Below are 17,389 nucleotides of genomic sequence, written 5' to 3'. Positions count from 1 at the left end.
TTTGGTAATTGTTTTCTTTGCTGATAATAAGCTGCGTTATTGTGCTGGCAAAGTGTCATTTTATGATCAAGGCCAATTTACGGATTGCTAATATTTGCTAGACTCCGCGCAAATTTCAGTGAGTAATAAATATGCAACTAGATTTAAATGGTATTACGTCAAAGCAGTTTCTTGAAGAGTATTGGCAAAAGAAACCTCTGGTGATCCGTCAAGGCTTTAAAGATTTCCAAGATCTATTGTCGCCAGAAGAGATGGCAGGTCTAGCCTGTGATGAAATGGTTGAGTCTCGCCGCGTTTATAAAGCTAACGACGAGTGGCAAGCTGAGTTTGGCCCATTTGAATCTTATGAAGCCTTAGGTGATAAAGATTGGACTTTAATCGTCCAGGCCCTAAACAATTGGGTGCCAGAAGCAGAAAACTTAATCCAGTGTTTTGATTTTATTCCTCGCTGGCGTTTAGATGACGTCATGGTTAGTTTTGCTATGCCCGGTGGGGGAGTAGGTCCCCATATTGACCTTTATGATGTGTTCATTTGCCAAGGCTCTGGACGTCGTCGTTGGAGAGTGGGAGATTTAGGTCCACACAAAGAGTTTGCGGCGCACCCTGCGTTGCTGCACACCGAAGCATTTGAACCCATCATAGATGTTGAATTACTGCCAGGTGACATCCTGTATTTACCACCAGGGTACCCACATGACGGTGTAACCTTAGAACCTTCAATGAGTTTTTCAGTTGGTTACAGAACTGCATCAGCAAAAGATATGGTAAGTGCTCTGGCTGACCACATTATCGATAATGATATCTGTAACGAACAGATAGCTGATCCTGACCGCGCACTTTGCGAACATTCTGGCGTGGTCAATAACAGCGATTTAGCACGGATTAAACAGCAATTACTTGCCACATTAGATGACAAATTAGTGAGCGAGTTTAGCGGTCGTTACTTAACACAATCAAAGTGTGAACTCGACTTGCCTGATATACCATTAGGTTTAAGTGAACTCGATGTCACTGAAATCATTAAACAACAACCATTGGTTAAGCTTGGCGGGTTACGTTGTTTGTATTTTGAAACAACGGTCGATGATGGTGTGTTTTACATTAATGGTGATCAGCAGCAACTTGGACAAGATAAAGCAGCGTTAATTGCTTTATTATGTAATACACAACAACTTAACGAAGATGACTTATCGCCTTGGTTAGCAGACGGTCAAATGCTAACTCAATTAACGCAATGGGTTAACGCAGGTTACTGGTACTTTGACGATATTGATTAAGTGAAATAATTGGTCATTGTGATTGATGTTTATTGCCTAATAGTATTGCTATTAGGCTTTATCATTTTGGCATAGTTATACTCGTAGCAAATAGCGTTAACATTAATTGAATGTATATTGCCATTCCGCATCGGTGATATTGTAGTGTTTACCGCCGTTCTCTTGTATAAGCTAATGACTGTTATGTTGGCTTGAATGCCACAGAGTAGCTCATGCCCAAAACGCGCGCTTTGTTGCATACCAAATGCTTTAACTTCATTTTTGGTTTCACCGCTAACTAAAAATTTCTATTTCTTGTCAGAGTAAAGCCATACTCAAGCGGTCAAATAAGAATACAAAATTACCTATTGATGTGACATACAAAATCAAGGCTTACAAAACCCGCGGTTAGCACCAGCATTACACTGTTAGTACACGCTTTAACCGAGTTAATTTATCCGATTAATCAAGCATGTTATGCTGCCAAGTTATGACTTAACTCGCAATGACAACTTCAATCTGTCACTGTTACTCAATAGGCCGTTAATTGTTATCAAGAACCATCATCGAGCAATCGATCACGCAAGCACTTGCAAGCGCCCACCAATCTGCTGTTGATGCAGCAAAACGAGCACATGACACGGCGACAGGAACCGACAGTGTGGCAGAAAATAAATATGATACCTTTGGACTCGAAGCATCATATCTGGCTCACGGGCAATCTGTGCGAGTAGCTGAGTGCAAAGCTGACATACATAATTATCAGCAAATGTTTGCTTTATATAACCAAAGGGCTGCATTATCTAGCCAAAAAACCAGTGCGGCTAACGGCACTAAACACATAGGCTTAGGCGATTTCATTGAGCTGATTGATGACCAAGACAAGGTCACTCGACTGTTTATAGGCCCCAGCGCTGGCGGACTAAAAGTAGCGATAGAGCAGGGCTCTTTTATGCTCATTACTCCACAATCTCCTCTGGGGCAACAAATATTTAATTGCGAGCTTGATGCTGAAATTGTATTAACCATCGCTGGTGTGGTGCATCGATATGAGATCAGTGCAATTGGTTAACGTGACTTTTGGGGTTAAATTGGCCATTTATTTGAAGACTAACCTCTGCTAGCTTTTCCTATTTTAGCCATACTTATCGTGATGTGAACTAGAGCGTTTTAAGATTAACTCTAAGAAGATTTTGTCCAAAAGTGGGTTAGGGAACTAACTCATTAATGCCCAAAAGTGAGTAAAACACCGATTTTGGCGCAAATAAAGATGCCAAAAACAGTGCTGCTAGGCATCGATAATTTTTTAACATTTCACAAAACCTTTAAAATTCAGCACTATGACAAATGTCAAAAAGTGATACACGGACCCATTGAACACCCCAGGCTCTCTTTCTCCGCACTCAACAAGGCAATTTATGCCGCCTGAATTTAGAAATTATCTATTTGCAACAATACCTTAGTAGTGATAAGTTGTTTAAAAGTTAACGAGTTGCTTGGAACGTTATCGAGCGACTAATGAATAAGCTGTTAGGTTACTTTCAATAGGTTCTGTATGAAAATCGACTTTAAACAAAACTTCGAAGAAAAAATTAAATTAATTTTAATTGATTCAAACTCTATGTTAGAGGATAAGTTCGATCTCATGCTAAAAAAACATGCTGCTCATGGTTTGCTTCGTTCTGGAAATACAATAAAAGAAACCATGGATATTATTGCTGAATTAACTGCAAAAATATATTCAGAAATCCTTTCTTACATTGATGTATTAAACCTTAAATATTACTCATCATTAGAAGAAGATGTTTCGAAATTAGCACATGAGGCACAGAAACAATTCAAAATTGAAACAACAGCCAAACTAAAAAAGAGTGCTGAGTTGGCTGGTAAACCACAACTATTTGAAAGGATGCTTCCTGATGTAGAAGCTGAAATGGCAAATAGTTTGGCCATATTTCAAAATAACCTCAATACCAAAACATTAGATTTAAAACTAAATACCACCAAATCTCCAGCGGAAAAAACTCTTTGGACTGTAGAGTTTATCTTTCTTGCTATATCCTTATTTGTGGCTGGGATGTGGTTCAATGACCCAAGTGGTAATTACGAGCCATTTATAGTTGGTTTAACCTCGGCTATGCTTTTAATTCCTTTAATAATCAGGCGTATAGGTAAGCAGTAACCTAACAAGAAAATTAAGCGGGACTGTTAACAGTTGGCTAGGTTTCGCTCCGCTTCACATTTTAGCCAACTATTAATCAGCCCCTTATTTGGGCGTTATACGTTTTTCAGAAATTGAGGTGATATGGAAATCAAAGTTGATATTTATTCAAACAAAATGGTCCTAAGTTCCGAAGGTCGTAGTATGACCTTTCGTTCAAAAGAACCATTTACTACAACAAGACTATTAATTGGCAAGTTTTATGTTGCTGAAGAATGTTTAAAGAATGCGGTTAAGGAATTTGGAGCTATTGGATTTTTTAAACGCGCACCAAAAATAATTCTCCAACCGCATGAGTACCTCGAAGGTGGTTTATCTGAAGTTGAAGACCGCATTCTTAGAGAAATAGCATTGGGTGCAGGCGCAAGAGAAGCGCATGTTGTGGTGAAATAAACGTATAACAAGTTTATTAAACATCATTACGGCCAAAAGACGGCCTCCACTGGACGCGCAAAAAGCGCGCGCCGTTTATAAAAAGCGTTATGAGTCTTAAGTCCGAAATATGAATGAACATCGAGATAATAGCGATAGACTGACAATCGACTTTCATAGTATCGAAGCTGGCTCTTACAAAAAGATTACGTCGGAAATTGTCTCTCACTTTAGCCTTGAGGTTGCGGGCGCTAAAACTAGCGGCCTTGACGAAGTATTCCAGGATTTCAAAAGAGGCAACGAAGTTATTGGTTTAAGTAAAATATATAGACACCCATCATTAAATGGCACAATTCTCCCCTCCGACTAAGCTTGCTTGATAAGTTTTAGTTGGAGGTTGAAATGCCACGCCCAAGAAGAACGCTAGTGAGTCTTGAAGACACACCTTATTACCATTGCTGCAGTCGAGTGGTTCGTCGTGCATTTTTGTGTGGTGATGACGAATACACTGGCAAGAATTATGACCATCGACGAGGCTGGGTTGAAACCCAAATACTTAAACTTACTGAGGTGTTTGCAATAGATGTTGCCGCTTATGCAGTGATGAGTAACCACCTGCATGTAGTGCTGTTTATCGACATAGATAAAGAAATACATAGACACCCATCATTAAATGGCATGAATTAAACCCTCCGACTAAGCTTGCTTGATAAGTTTTAGTTGGAGGTTGAAATGCCACGCCCAAGAAGAACCCTAGTGAGTCTTGAAGACACACCTTATTACCATTGCTGCAGTCGAGTCGTTCGGCGCGCATTTTTGTGTGGTGACGACGAATACACTGGCAAGAATTATGACCATCGCCGAGGTTGGGTTGAAACCCAAATACTTAAACTTACTGAGGTGTTTGCGATAGATGTTGCCGCTTATTCGGTGATGAGCAACCATCTGCATGTAGTGCTGTTTATCGACATAGATAAAGCAAATCAATGGTCTGACAGAGACGTTGTTATGCAATGGCATCAGTGTTTTAACGGTACTGCTCTGACGCAAAAATTTGCCAAAGGTGAAGTAATTGACGAGCACTTAGTCGCGCAGTTGAAGCATCAAATAGCGATTTACCGCTCACGCCTTAGTGATATTTCATGGTTTATGCGTTGCCTAAATGAGCCTATTGCACGGCAAGCCAATATTGAGGACAACTGCACCGGACACTTTTGGGAAGGGCGATTCAAATCCCAAGCCTTACTCGATGAAGCTGCCGTTCTGGCTTGTATGACTTACGTCGAACTTAACCCAATTAGAGCTAAAATGGCTGATACGCCAGAGCAATCAGATTACACCAGCCTCAAGTTAAGAGTTACCGCCGCCCTTAAAGGTGAACAACCAAAAACGCTGTTACCTTTTATAGGTCACGAGCGCGAACACCAACCAAAGGGTATTGCGTTTATGCTTAGCGATTACCTTGAATTGGTTGATGAAACAGGCAGAATCATTCGTGATGATAAGCGCGGCGCAATATCTGCCAATGCCGAAAGCATCCTTAACCGATTGAATATCCCAACAGCAAACTGGGTCAAAATCGTTGCTGAATTTGGTCAGCTATTTCATGGGCCTGTAGGCACATTGCAAGAGCTCAGTCGCTACTCTGAACACCTTGAAAAACGCCGACGGCATTTTGCAAAAAGCTGTCAGCACTTGCCACTAGAGTAAACTCTACTCGTCATTCAAGCCTCACATCCTTACATCCTTACATCCTCAGTCAAAGTACCGAGTTAACAGCACGCGCCTAAAATTCGCCATTTTCGCCTGATAAAGCGCTGCTTTAGCTAAAAATCTACTATCAACATGCCAAACATTGTTTTGTATCAAACGAAAGGTCACTCATGCATTGTAGTGTGTTATAGAGGTCGTTATGTTATTGATGAACAATGGCTGGCTTAGTCTTTTACTACAGAGGGTTGAAAGTTGTAGGCGTAGAAATTAGTCGGTACCCAGATTACGAGACTACTATGAAGGAGTTTGTTTTGATTCTTGGAATTAATACTCAAAGTGAACTTGGTCAAATCCAATTTAACCCGTACGAAATTAAGTTAAATAAAAATATTGCCCGAAATAATAGGCTATATCAGCCTGTCTCGGTATTTAAGACTAAAAGTAATGTTACTTGCACCTCAGATTTTGATGGTGTTAATTGGGGAGGGAGGAGCATAGCCGTTGAAAGTGACGAACCCATACTTCTTGAAAATAGAGGGGATGGTAAAAATTTCAACTGCTTTAACATAGTTTTTAATACAGACATGTCAAACTTATCGAAACCATCATTTTTATTCAATGACGCATTTAATTCTATTGAACTGCCAGTAATATTCTTAAGTAAAAAGAAGATTAGATGGATGAGAGGAAATTAGTGCAATTCAACACTGGTTTATGATGCCGATATAGGCCGTTTCTTGCAGGTAGATCCGTTTATACAGCAGGTTCTGTATCCTAAGAAAAACTTAGACACCCTCCATTAAATGGCACGAATTACCCCCTCCGACTAAGCTTGCTTGATAAGTTTTAGTTGGAGGTTGAAATGCCACGCCCTAGAAGAACTCTAGTGAGTCTTGCAAGTTGAACGCGGCTTAGAAAGAGTAGGGTTTCGCCGTGAAGCGCATTTTGTGGATAATATATTTTTTAAAGGAAAATGGGGAAGTGAATATCAGTATGCGATACTGAACTCAGATACTGTAAGCACAATTAATTGTTGAAACTAGCACCGATAGATACCGCAAAGTATACGTAACCCATTATCACTATTAGTCGATATTATTTCGAGGAAGCATAGCAATTGTGTATTCGTCTATTGCGGCTAATAAGTTAGTCCTGTTCGGAGCTGCTACACAATGCTTTACCTGCGTGGTAACAACTTGGCTGCCTTGGGCAAACGGCGCCGCGAGAACAAATCAGCCTAGCATCATTTTGTATACCGCGTTCAATCCAATTAATATTGAGAATTTTAGCAACGCTCATGAGGTTTTGTTTGATATGTTTAGGCATTTCAACGGAGCCACTGTTTTGCGCGCAGCTTTGCTTTAAATCTGCGGCAATTGATGCGGCATTTCCGCCTTGTGCGTCAATGGCTGGGTTGAGGTCAATACCTGCACACAATACATGATTGTTTCCTGCCATGTCCTCCACTTTTATTGACTCGCAACAGTAAATACGAGGTTCTTCAGCGACATCTAAAATAGATATTTGCGCCGAGGTGCCAACGGTTGGTTCGTCAATCATTCTAAATACTGCCCAATGTTGACAGGGATCTTCAACCACTCGCATATTGCCCCAAGGTAGCGGAATACCATTACCACGATATACCGCCTTTAACTTACCTGGTGCATAGGCATCGAAGTAATGCCAATGTGGATATGGCGATACTACCGTCATACGCCGCATAGCAACAGACGCTGATATACCAACCGCTTTATTGACGTTAATTTCATAGCCATGCCGGTCAAGTAGTTGTCTAAATGGCACTTTTGGACACAATAATGCGCCTGCAAAAAAACTAGATTCAAAATCTCGCCAGGCATGCAAAATGTCTTGGGCATTAAGTGTCGAAGATACTCGGCCATTACTGTCGTCATGATTGGCAGTGTGGCGTCGACCCGCGGTTAAAACGCACTTCAAACCGTCTTTATTATGTAATACGCAATGACCTATATGCACAGATAAATCATATTTTAACCTTGTTGGAAACGATCTCAGCATCTTGTTTAAGTAGATGGTTGAAGGTGGCTCAAAAAATGAGGTGACAACATGTGCTGTATTAACGCCCATTTCATCAACGACTTCTTGTGGGGTTCTGTCTATCCATTTAAGCTTTAATCCCAGCGACTTAGCAATGTCTTTAATGTCATCTAAAGCTAAGGGTAACCGTTTGTGGCCAACGTCTTCTGCTGCTCGCTCTAGATCGGGAAAATGATTTTGGTGATGCTCTTGGTGAGCTCGGATCAATAAGTGTGCAAATTCACGTCCTGTCGTTCCTGTTTGGGACAACATTTCAGGGATGGCAATTTGTAATATGTCTTTAGAAAATAAGAAGCTGGGCTCTAAAGCCATACCGCTTATTCCGCCACGTCGACCTTTGTCTGGTGTGATTGCATTGTCTTCAGGTACATCATCTAAAAACCAATCGACCTCCTTTTGAAACACTGCAGCAATAACAGCAAGCATCCCAGCACTTGGAACACGCTTGCCCCGTTCAATCATCGAAAGGTAAGACACCGAAGGTGCAGACTCTGGATCAACCCTTACACAACGGGCTGATAAGTCCTCCATCGTTAGATGATTGCGCTTACGCAAGTTTCTAATTTTGGTGCCAAGAAAATGTGACTTTCTGATCAAGCTCTGATTGCTTTTCATATTGTAAAATTCACAGTGTAAAATTTTTATTGTGAAATTGTAACGAGATTTACTCTAGACTACAAATTAAGCAGTCAAAATATTAACACTTATTTACCGGTGCCGTAAGTGGCCAATAGCTCATATCATTTTAGCAAGTGCGAGGACAGTGCAATGGAAATATCAACATTAAATACAGCCACAAATAACCATGAAAATAACCATTTTGTGGGCTCACAACCAGTTGATGTCAATGTTACCGATGCCATTGACCTAGATTCTACTGCTACCACGGCGAAGCTTTTTTTAGATATGAAATTTCCATTGGCAACAGGGTCTCATCAAGATGCCTGTAGCTATGTAGTGTATTACCAACAGTTGCTGATCTTTATGAAAGATGGTACTCAAACTGGTTTACGTTACCCAAAACAGTTTGTAGCACTCAATGGTCATAAAAGTGAGCCAACCGCGATATTGTTAAATGATAACGGCGTGCACGTTGAGTTGAATTTTGGTCGTCAAGGTAAAAATGGTGCTAGTGATTGTGCCAATATCGAAGATATTCTTGTTGAAGGCCATCAGTATTGGATAAGTTTAATTAACGTTGAAAATACCGCAATGGCGACTTCAATGCTTGATCACGCTTTTACTGCGAAAGACGGCAGTGATTATGATTTAAAGCGTTAAACATTGTTTACGATTCGATACAGTCGCTAGTGTTGTTTACAATTTGTGTGTAGTTATTGGTGTAAAAAAGCCCTTTTTGAGGGCTTTTTTTAATTTGTAAAATAGTAACTGTAAAATTACACAGTCTACGTTTACTCTGCAAATGAACCCGTATAACTGAGAGTTAGAATAGTTTAAAACTTGTGACTCAATTTAACCTGAGCTCTAAGGTCGCTTTTATCTCATTGTTATTTCAGGGTTTGATTGCAATTGCTCTAAATTGGTTAGCTTTGGTTATGGCTAATTTATCGCTAAGTTATTAACAATGCATGTTGGTAAATTCGGCTTGTAATTATCTTAATACTGCAGGTTTTTTGTAAAATTCACACTGTGAAATTTTTATTGTCAAATTGTTGTTAAAATTGTTCTAGACTACAGTCAAGCAATCGGGAAACGGAGTTTTTCTGAAAGTTGAATCAAGTAAGCACTGTTTAGAATAAAGTCATTAAGACAAAAAGTATGAGGGCGACACAATGGATATATCAACTGCAAACAACCACGAGACTAAGCAATTTACTGGTTCGAATTTTGCTGATGTGAATGTTGTCACCCAAGCAGCTAACAATAGTGATGAGCAAACTGTTTTGTGTGCCAAGTCATTTTTGGACAATAAATTTCCACTCGCTTCGGGCTCACACAAAGATGCATGTAGCTATGTTGTTTACTATCAACAGCTATTAGTGTTTATGAAAGACGGTAGCCAAACGGGTCTACGTTACCCTAAGCAATTTGTTGCACTTAATGGGCATAAAAGCGAGCCAACGGCGATACTACTAAATGACAATGGCGTACATGTTGAGCTTAATTTCGACACCAAAAGCGAAAAGGGTACTCAAGATTGCGCAAATATTGAAGATATTTTAGTAGAAGGGCATCAATACTGGATTAGCCTGATGAATGTTGAAAATACAGTGCTAGCCTCTTCTATATTAGACCAAGTATTTACCGCCAAAGACGGTAGTGATTACTTGCTAAAGCGCTAATTTTACCGGTTACACAAATGCATTAAATCATTTTGTTAGCATCTTGGTAACAGGTGCCGCAAGATTATAAAAGCCCTTTTAGGGCTTTTTTCGTTTTTATATGCAGAGTGCGTCATTTATTGTTCCTACACCGTATAAGTTGCCCTAATGGGTAGGCTTATTGAGCATGATTGAAAGTGAGAGCTGCTGAGTAATGACGTAATTAACATTATGCAATGAAATACAATGCTCATTGTATCGGTTAGTCTGTTTGTATTGTCAATTACGCGAACACCGTAAACCAACATAATCTAGCTGCGCTGCTTATATAAGCACTGGATTAAAGTGCGGTTTGCCCCACAAAAGCCATCATAGTATCGATAAAAACCGACAGTTGCTTTAGGGGTTAACGCCAAACTAACACTCACTAGTTGCTCGGTTCTATACTTATACTGGATTTACGCTGATATATTTTCAGTTTGAACTGCTATTGTAGCCTTAGTTTTATAAGCGACATCAATTAACTCACTTTTTTATTGCCGCTTTGCTTAAGTTGACTTGCGTATTGACCGCTTTGCTCCTATGATCGCAGCGATTTCTTTCTATGGTAACTTTCAAATGCTAAATTCGTCTTTATCCCCCAGCTCTACTGAACTTGTGATTAGTATTCTTGACCTAGTATTAAAAGAGGGCAAGCCACTGGATCGTGCCTATTCACAACATTTTTCAGGCCAGCAGCTAGAGTCTACTGAACTAGGTCGTATCACCTTAGTGACTGGTGACATTTTAAGACGTTTAAACTTGTATTGTTACTTGTCTGACGTTAAGCCAGAAGAGATGTCTCGCATGGGCTCTCGTTTGCTAAATGTTTGGCATTTATTTAATAATCTTCCATTACCAAAAATGCAATATGCATTGAAAGTCGACGAAGATGAGTTAGCGACTCGAATCGCAGCAGCAAAAGAGCAGCCGGCATTATGGGACGGTTGCCCAGATTGGCTTAATGAAATGGGCGCAGCACAACTTGGTGATCGCTGGCCGGCTGAACGTGTAGCGCTAACTCTGCCTGCTAAACGTTTTATTCGCGTCAATACACTTAAGTGTACTCGTGATGATTTGGCTAAAAAATTACGCAATGAACGCGTTCAAACTGTAGAAGTAGAAGGCGTTGATACTGCTTTAGAAGTGGTCTCTGACTCGGCGCTTTTTAAAACAGAGAGCTTTAAAAAGGGTTGGTTTGAGCAACAAGATGCAGGTTCTCAGCTTATCGCTTCAGCCCTTGGTGCTAAACCAGGTATGTGTGTGGTTGATGCTTGCGCTGGTGCAGGTGGTAAAACATTATCTATATCGTCACAAATGCAGGGCAAGGGACGTTTGCTGGCAATGGATGTTGAGCAATGGAAATTGGACAACCTCAAGCAACGTGCTCGCAGAGCTGGTGCACATAACGTTGAGACGCGTATTATTGCCAGCAGCAAAACAATTAAGCGTTTGAAAATGACCGCCGATCGCGTATTACTCGATGTTCCGTGTTCTGGTCTAGGTGTGCTTAAACGTAACCCAGATGCTAAATGGCGTGATACACCAGAAAGACTGCCTATCTTAGTGGCATTGCAAAAAGATATTCTGCAAAGCTACAGTAGAATGGTTAAAGTGGGCGGCATGTTGGTATATGCAACTTGCTCAATTATGCCTGAAGAAAATCGCGACCAAGTTGATGCATTTTTAGCAACAAACAAACATTTCCGTTTTGTAGAAGATGAAAATATCAGCCCTGCAGAAACAGGCTTTGATGGATTCTATTACGCCAAGCTTGAGCGTATCGCTGAAGCATAAGGTTAAATGCCATGTAATTGGTATGTTTGAAAAATTAACAAGGGCGCTTAGGCGCTCTTTTTTGTGGCTAGCATTTACGTTGTGTAGTCAGTATTGAGTTATTTTCGGCAAGCCATATTGTTAGCCGCTTGCGTGAGCAGCTGAAAACAGGATCCAAATTGACTGAGTAACATTGCAAAATTCACAACATTAGCGCATGTTAGAAGTTAAGGCGGCTTCGCAAATGTAGGGCATTAAATCAGCCCTATTAATCTATAGTTATCAGCTTTGAGCTATAGTTGGTGTAGGCAAGTATCAATGCAATAACTGTAGTCTTAAAATGGCATTTATCATAATTAGAGGTGTCAATATGGAAGCAAAAAAGAAGGGCGCTGGACTGATTCTGGTACTGATTATAACGATTTTTGTTGTCATTGCCGGCTTAACCCACTTTGGTATTTTACCTAGCTTTACTGACGCTTTATGTAAAATGGCGGCTGATCCAGGCAGTATAGTTATTGAAGGCTGTAACCCTAAAATAGTGAATGGACATTAGTGATGTGCCGGCATTTTTAAGGGGCTGACTAGCCCCTATATTTTAGCTTAGCTAACAGCCCGTAGGCATATGGTTGTAGCGTGTTAGGCACTGCAAATGACACACCACCTTTACCCCTTAAACATAAGCCCAAAGCCTTGGCGCATATTAGACTTTTAGTGCAGTAAATCAAACTTTCTAATTTGTGTTACCTTGTGTATTAGACTCGGATTTGCTTAATATCGTTAAGGGATATCCCAGCTTGTAACGTATTGTTCACCTTGCCAATTTTCAATTGTAAGCCATGCTTTATGAGTCGGTTCTATTTGTTTTGGGCTAATGGCATGTACCTCTTGACCGTGTTGACTACCATGCAGAATACCCGCATCACCTTGTTGTAATATTTCAAGTGGTAATGGCGCAATGCCGATATTGAAATATGCCTGCCGGATCTCGCTGACTTGCCCTTTGCTAAATGACAGTAAAAAATCTTTAGTGTAGCTACCGTCATGAAGATAAGGTGGATCGAGATTATAAGGCACTGGCGTAATTTCGTAGTGCGCAAGCATTTGAGTTTTCCATGCATCAGGAAACTGTGGGAAAATCGACTGGTATAAGAAATAGCAACTCAATATTAATAACAGCCCATTAATTTTATATTTGTACCGATCCCAAACAGTATGATTATACTTTGCCATTAATTGCTTTCCTGCTGAGTGATTATGGGCTGAGTGTTACCGTATTTAGTCGGCTTGTTCGTTTTTGATTTAGCAGCTTTAGTTGTTCGGCTTCCCCATATTAAAAAACCAGTAATGGACATACCTGACAATAATATGCCAAATATAAACCAGATTGCTTTGGTCCAAAGGCCACCGATAGTTCCATAATGCAGAGGGTTGGCGATATGAGATAAGGTTTGCAACCCAGTCATGTTGGCGGGAGAACGTTTGCTTTCAATTTCACCTGTCCACGGGTTAACAGCTACACCATAAGAATATTGGTCATAGAATATTTCATTCCCTTCACCGTAAATTTTATAGGTATCGCGTTGATGCTCTGGCAGCATGATGTAGGTACTTTTAAAGTCTGGAAACGTCTGTTGCGCAATATCAATAGCATTAGCTAGCGTGAAAGGGGGAACCGGTGCTGGCGCATTTTTAGATAACGTTGGTACCTGACTGATCTCAACCAAAGGCGAGTGCGGGTCGATCTCAACATGGTTTTGCCACATTACAGCCTGGGCTAAATACCATAACCCAGTAACACTCATAAGCATTAAAAACCAAATTGACCATACCCCCGCTAAACGGTGCAAATCCGCGAATAATGTTTTTTTACCTTGTTTCACTCGAAGCTTTGGTTGCGTAAAAGCACGCCAAAACTTTTTGTAAATCATCAAGCCTGAAACGAGCGCACCTAGCATAACAATGGCCATTGCACAGACAATGTAATAACCCACGCTATAGCTATTTTGCCACGGGAATAGAAGCCAACCATGCAAAGACCGCATGAAACTGGTGAACGTTATCCCTAAATTTATTTCCTGTATTTCCCCGGTGTATTGATTGACATAAGCGATGGCAACCGGTTTGTCATGATCTGAAAAAACCACTGCATTTACAAGATAGGACTCAAAGCCCATTACAGTCGTTATTTTTGCAGTTGGATGCGCTTGTTGAACAATATCAACGAGTTCTGACATCGGTTTTTCAGCAAGATGCTGTGGGTTAGTTGCTCGAGAATTAGGGTTAGTTAGCCAAGTGAGCTCATGGCTAATAACTGAAACTGTGCCCGTTATACAAATGAAACAAAATACGATCCAGATAGGTAGTGAAAACCAACCGTGTAATTGAAACCAAAAACGATTACTAAATTTTGCCATTGTTTGACCGAATAAATGCTAGAGATTGAGGGTGAATAAAGACTGTTAAGTCATTTGCATGTTAAATGAAAATCGTTATAAACGATAACGGTTTGTATTCGCATTTTGAGATTGTGCACAGTTCTATAGATTAAAATATAAATGAGAGTGATTCCCATTCGTGGTGTGTTATAAGCTATTGTAAATTTTTGATGTTATAAAAATAAGTATTAAGGGAACACATGAAACCTAATAAAGGCTTTGCATTATCTACATTAGTTTTAGCTATGGGCTTTATGGTGCAACCATTTGCACTTGCAACTGAACAACAAAACATTGAAATTAAAGATGAAAATATCGAAAAAATTCAAATAATTGGTGTTCGCTATAACCGTGTCAGCCAAGGTGCTACGGGCTTAACAATGGAAATTGCTGAAACTCCACAATCAATTAGTGTGGTTTCTAATGAACAGATCACAAATTTCGGCGCGGATAACCTTAATGATGCACTTCGGCTTGCAACAGGGATTAATGTCGAAGAGTGGGAAACTAACCGCACACAATACACATCACGCGGCTTTGAAATTAAAAGTACACAAATTGACGGAGTTGGATTACCTAATGATTGGGGGATCGTAACTGGTGCAATGGAAGCTTATGGCTATGAAGAAATTGAAGTCATTCGTGGAGCAAATGGCCAGCTAACAGGGGTAGGTAACTCGGCAGGTACTATCAATTATGTTCGCAAGCGCCCAAAAAATGAAAATGAAGGTGAAGTTGGTGTTTCATACGGTTCAGATGATTTTAAACGTGTGCAAGCCGACTATTCTGCGCTATTGACCGACGATGGCCGTTGGGCTGGACGGGTCGTGATGGTTGCCGAAGACAAAGAGTCCCACCTTGACGGTTTAGAAAATGATCGTGGTTATTTATATGGTGTGGTCGATGGGCAATTAACTGACGATTCAACCATAACCCTTGGTTTCTCACATCAAGACGCGAATACTGACGGCAATACCTGGGGTGGTTTAGTTTATAACTATTCAGATGGTAGCCAAGCAGAGTGGGATCAAAGTGCCAGCACTACACAAGATTGGACGATGTGGGATACCATCAATACCACAGCTTTCGTAGAATATGCATATGTGCTGCCTAATGACTGGGATTTAACTGTTTCATATAATCATCAAAAATTTGAAGATGAAAGTAAACTATTTTATGCGTTCACCATCGATGGCATCGACAAAGATACCGGGCTTGGGCTATATGGTATGCCCGGAAGGTATGACACCGAATTTTCGGCTAACCTATTAGACATTACCACCATAGGTGAATACAGTTTATTAGGCCGAGATCACGAGATCACCTTTGGTTTAAGCGGCTCTCAAAGTGCCAAAAAGATGTATCAGTATGCTAGCCCATACTCATTTGTTCCACTGCCTGCATTTCCATATGATTTAGATGTTGTACCTGAACCTGAATGGGGTGACAAAACAGAATATGCAGATATTGATGTAACCTTATTGCGTGCATTTGGTTCTACTAAATTTAACCTTACGGATAATCTATTTACAGTCATTGGCTTTAACGCCATGAAATATACTCGTGAAGGGATTAATAGTGGCGTTGATATTGATAATGACGAGAGTGAGATAAGCCCATACGCCGGTATTGTTTACAACATTACCAATGATATTAATGCCTACGTAAGCTACTCAGATATTTATCAGCCGCAAGAGCAATATGATTATGAAGGCTATTACCTTGATCCAACTAAGGGGGTCAATTACGAGTTTGGTGTTAAAACACAATGGCTTGATAATAATTTGCTGGCGACCTTTGCAGTATTTAGTGCCCAGCAAGAAAATTTAGCCAGTTATGCCGGCTTAACACCAACCGGCCAATATTACTATAAAGGGATTGATGTTGAATCAAAAGGTGTTGAAGTTGAACTGACAGGTAAGCTCACTGAGAATCTAAATGTAGTTTTAGCGTATACATTTATTGATGTTGAAGACGATGAAGGTAATGAAGCTAATGAATGGGCTGCCCGTAATGTTGTGAACTTTAGTGTGGATTACACGCTACCTAAAATGCCTGAAATTGCGATAGGTATTGGTGGTAAATGGCAATCTGAGACTCGTAACGCTGACTACAATGTAGATCAAGATGCATACTTGCTAATGAATGCATTTGCTCGTTGGGATATGACAGAAAGACTCAGTATCAGAGCCAATATTAATAACTTAACAGATGAAAAATACATTAGCAGTTTAGCAACCGTCGGTGCATATGGCGCGCCGATGAATGGTTCAGTTAATCTGACGTACCGCTTCTAACACTGTCAATCTAGTCGATAGCAACATTTAAGCGCATTAAACTTTATAGAGTTTAATGCGCTTTTGTTTAGCTTTATCAATATTGTGTTTGCGGCTTTACCGAGCTCACTTATATGTCCTTTCTCATTAGAATGTGAAGCAAATTGATAAACGCCGGGAAGTTGATGTTATCTTAGGTTCTACTATGTTGAATTTTGATGCCGCTGCTTTTTTAACCTTGTAACTAATACTGCAAATTAGATCAGCAGCAGTTAGCATCATAAATGACAAATTCAAAATATCATCAGCTTGGGATAATAATGGAAGCACTTAATCAGCAATTAAATTTCATCATTGAGTTAGATCGACTTAAAGCGGTGCAGCGACAAACAACAGTAAAAAATGATAATAACCGGTTTGAGAATAGTGCTGAGCACAGTTGGCATATTTCACTGACGGCGCAGGTTTTATCTCAGTATGCTGTAGAGGCGGTAAATGTGCCCCGAGTCATGAGCATGTTGCTTATCCATGACATCGTTGAAATTGACGCTGGTGATATGTTTGCTTTTGCTGATGCAGCATTGCAAGCTGGGCAAGAAGATAAAGAGATCGCGGCCGCCAAACGTATATTTGGATTACTGCCGCCAGAGCAATTTGAAACATATAATCAGTTATGGTTAGAGTTTGAACGTGCTGAAACAGCTGATGCACGCTTTGCTAAAGCGATGGATCGAATATTACCGTTATTACAAAACATGAAAAATGACGGTGGCAGTTGGGCACGCCATAGTGTTAAAAAGTCACAGGTGATTGAACGAAATAAGTTTCTAGATGGGTTAGCACCTGAACTTTGGGTCTTTGCACGCCAACAAATAGACTTAGCAGTGGCTAAGGGCTGGCTAATCGACGCGTAATTTTAAACTGCTTTGAATGTTGTCCA

Annotated in this window: 15 protein-coding genes and 2 pseudogenes; 14 read left to right on the top strand and 3 right to left on the bottom strand. The window is 40.3% G+C overall.

Going from position 1 to position 17,389, the window contains the following annotated elements; translation table 11 throughout:
* Window positions 1–131: 131 nt before the first annotated feature.
* The 8 genes and pseudogenes from RGE70_RS10040 to RGE70_RS10005 form a co-directional block, all read left to right on the top strand.
* Entirely contained in the window at window positions 132–1,277 is a 1,146-nt protein-coding gene (locus tag RGE70_RS10040) for a JmjC domain-containing protein (protein ID WP_310471317.1), read from the top strand.
* Between the two features lie 526 nt (window positions 1,278–1,803).
* Complete coding sequence (locus tag RGE70_RS10035; RefSeq protein WP_310471316.1) at window positions 1,804–2,328, top strand: transcription elongation factor GreAB; 525 nt, start codon at window positions 1,804–1,806, stop codon at window positions 2,326–2,328.
* A gap of 483 nt (window positions 2,329–2,811) precedes the next feature.
* On the top strand, window positions 2,812–3,438 hold the full coding sequence (locus RGE70_RS10030) for a hypothetical protein (RefSeq protein WP_310469631.1): 627 nt from the start codon (window positions 2,812–2,814) through the stop codon (window positions 3,436–3,438).
* A 123-nt stretch (window positions 3,439–3,561) separates the two neighbouring features.
* On the top strand, window positions 3,562–3,870 hold the full coding sequence (locus tag RGE70_RS10025; protein ID WP_310471315.1) for a hypothetical protein: 309 nt from the start codon (window positions 3,562–3,564) through the stop codon (window positions 3,868–3,870).
* A gap of 381 nt (window positions 3,871–4,251) precedes the next feature.
* Window positions 4,252–4,494: pseudogene (locus RGE70_RS10020) on the top strand (transposase); the annotation flags it as partial.
* 87 nt (window positions 4,495–4,581) lie between these two features.
* Window positions 4,582–5,559 (top strand): transposase, encoded by a 978-nt coding sequence (locus RGE70_RS10015; protein WP_310471314.1) that lies wholly within the window; start codon window positions 4,582–4,584, stop codon window positions 5,557–5,559.
* Window positions 5,560–5,858: 299 nt separating this feature from the next.
* Window positions 5,859–6,257 (top strand): hypothetical protein, encoded by a 399-nt coding sequence (locus tag RGE70_RS10010; protein WP_310471313.1) that lies wholly within the window; start codon window positions 5,859–5,861, stop codon window positions 6,255–6,257.
* A gap of 210 nt (window positions 6,258–6,467) precedes the next feature.
* Window positions 6,468–6,599, top strand: a pseudogene (locus tag RGE70_RS10005) (GNAT family N-acetyltransferase); the annotation flags it as partial.
* Between the two features lie 109 nt (window positions 6,600–6,708).
* Here the strand turns inward: RGE70_RS10005 and RGE70_RS10000 are convergent.
* Window positions 6,709–8,253 carry a DUF3612 domain-containing protein gene (locus RGE70_RS10000; protein ID WP_310471312.1) on the bottom strand — a complete coding sequence of 515 codons (1,545 nt, stop codon included), beginning with the start codon at window positions 8,251–8,253 and terminating at the stop codon, window positions 6,709–6,711.
* 153 nt (window positions 8,254–8,406) lie between these two features.
* On the opposite strand from RGE70_RS10000, the gene RGE70_RS09995 reads away from it, so the two are divergent.
* The 4 genes from RGE70_RS09995 (at window position 8,407) to RGE70_RS09980 (ending at window position 12,291) form a co-directional block, all read left to right on the top strand.
* Complete coding sequence (locus tag RGE70_RS09995; protein ID WP_310471311.1) at window positions 8,407–8,919, top strand: aldolase/citrate lyase/malate synthase family protein; 513 nt, start codon at window positions 8,407–8,409, stop codon at window positions 8,917–8,919.
* 512 nt (window positions 8,920–9,431) lie between these two features.
* On the top strand, window positions 9,432–9,941 hold the full coding sequence (locus tag RGE70_RS09990; protein WP_310471310.1) for an aldolase/citrate lyase/malate synthase family protein: 510 nt from the start codon (window positions 9,432–9,434) through the stop codon (window positions 9,939–9,941).
* A 597-nt stretch (window positions 9,942–10,538) separates the two neighbouring features.
* Window positions 10,539–11,756 carry an RsmB/NOP family class I SAM-dependent RNA methyltransferase gene (locus tag RGE70_RS09985; RefSeq protein WP_310471309.1) on the top strand — a complete coding sequence of 406 codons (1,218 nt, stop codon included), beginning with the start codon at window positions 10,539–10,541 and terminating at the stop codon, window positions 11,754–11,756.
* Between the two features lie 349 nt (window positions 11,757–12,105).
* Window positions 12,106–12,291 (top strand): hypothetical protein, encoded by a 186-nt coding sequence (locus tag RGE70_RS09980; RefSeq protein WP_310471308.1) that lies wholly within the window; start codon window positions 12,106–12,108, stop codon window positions 12,289–12,291.
* A gap of 224 nt (window positions 12,292–12,515) precedes the next feature.
* Here RGE70_RS09980 and RGE70_RS09975 read toward each other — a convergent pair whose 3' ends face one another.
* Entirely contained in the window at window positions 12,516–12,968 is a 453-nt protein-coding gene (locus RGE70_RS09975; protein WP_310471307.1) for a PA2404 family protein, read from the bottom strand.
* Window positions 12,968–14,152, bottom strand: a complete 1,185-nt coding sequence (locus tag RGE70_RS09970; protein ID WP_310471306.1) for a PepSY-associated TM helix domain-containing protein — start codon at window positions 14,150–14,152, stop codon at window positions 12,968–12,970. The genes RGE70_RS09975 and RGE70_RS09970 overlap by 1 nt, the downstream gene beginning before the upstream one ends.
* A 221-nt stretch (window positions 14,153–14,373) precedes the next feature.
* Between RGE70_RS09970 and RGE70_RS09965 the strand changes: the two genes are divergently transcribed.
* Both RGE70_RS09965 and RGE70_RS09960 read left to right on the top strand, forming a co-directional pair.
* The gene (locus tag RGE70_RS09965; protein WP_310471305.1) at window positions 14,374–16,470 is read left to right on the top strand and encodes a TonB-dependent siderophore receptor; all 2,097 of its coding nucleotides are present in this window, start codon (window positions 14,374–14,376) and stop codon (window positions 16,468–16,470) included.
* Window positions 16,471–16,769: 299 nt separating this feature from the next.
* A complete protein-coding gene (locus RGE70_RS09960; protein WP_310472960.1) occupies window positions 16,770–17,363 on the top strand; it encodes an HD domain-containing protein in 594 nt (197 codons plus the stop codon).
* The last annotated feature ends 26 nt before the right edge of the window (window positions 17,364–17,389 follow it).

The sequence above is a fragment of the Shewanella youngdeokensis genome, assembly GCF_033180165.1.
GTDB lineage: Bacteria > Pseudomonadota > Gammaproteobacteria > Enterobacterales > Shewanellaceae > Shewanella > Shewanella youngdeokensis.
This window is presented reverse-complemented; position numbering and strand designations above follow the sequence as displayed.

Coding starts and splice junctions, on each gene's coding strand:
- RGE70_RS09980 (WP_310471308.1), top strand. CDS start 12,106: ATGGAAGCAAAAAAGAAGGGCGCTGGACTGATTCTGGTACTGATTATA.
- RGE70_RS09970 (WP_310471306.1), bottom strand. CDS start 14,152: ATGGCAAAATTTAGTAATCGTTTTTGGTTTCAATTACACGGTTGGTTT.
- RGE70_RS09990 (WP_310471310.1), top strand. CDS start 9,432: ATGGATATATCAACTGCAAACAACCACGAGACTAAGCAATTTACTGGT.
- RGE70_RS10025 (WP_310471315.1), top strand. CDS start 3,562: ATGGAAATCAAAGTTGATATTTATTCAAACAAAATGGTCCTAAGTTCC.
- RGE70_RS09965 (WP_310471305.1), top strand. CDS start 14,374: ATGAAACCTAATAAAGGCTTTGCATTATCTACATTAGTTTTAGCTATG.
- RGE70_RS10010 (WP_310471313.1), top strand. CDS start 5,859: ATGAAGGAGTTTGTTTTGATTCTTGGAATTAATACTCAAAGTGAACTT.
- RGE70_RS09995 (WP_310471311.1), top strand. CDS start 8,407: ATGGAAATATCAACATTAAATACAGCCACAAATAACCATGAAAATAAC.
- RGE70_RS10000 (WP_310471312.1), bottom strand. CDS start 8,253: ATGAAAAGCAATCAGAGCTTGATCAGAAAGTCACATTTTCTTGGCACC.
- RGE70_RS09960 (WP_310472960.1), top strand. CDS start 16,770: ATGGAAGCACTTAATCAGCAATTAAATTTCATCATTGAGTTAGATCGA.
- RGE70_RS10015 (WP_310471314.1), top strand. CDS start 4,582: ATGCCACGCCCAAGAAGAACCCTAGTGAGTCTTGAAGACACACCTTAT.
- RGE70_RS10040 (WP_310471317.1), top strand. CDS start 132: ATGCAACTAGATTTAAATGGTATTACGTCAAAGCAGTTTCTTGAAGAG.
- RGE70_RS09975 (WP_310471307.1), bottom strand. CDS start 12,968: ATGGCAAAGTATAATCATACTGTTTGGGATCGGTACAAATATAAAATT.
- RGE70_RS10030 (WP_310469631.1), top strand. CDS start 2,812: ATGAAAATCGACTTTAAACAAAACTTCGAAGAAAAAATTAAATTAATT.
- RGE70_RS09985 (WP_310471309.1), top strand. CDS start 10,539: ATGCTAAATTCGTCTTTATCCCCCAGCTCTACTGAACTTGTGATTAGT.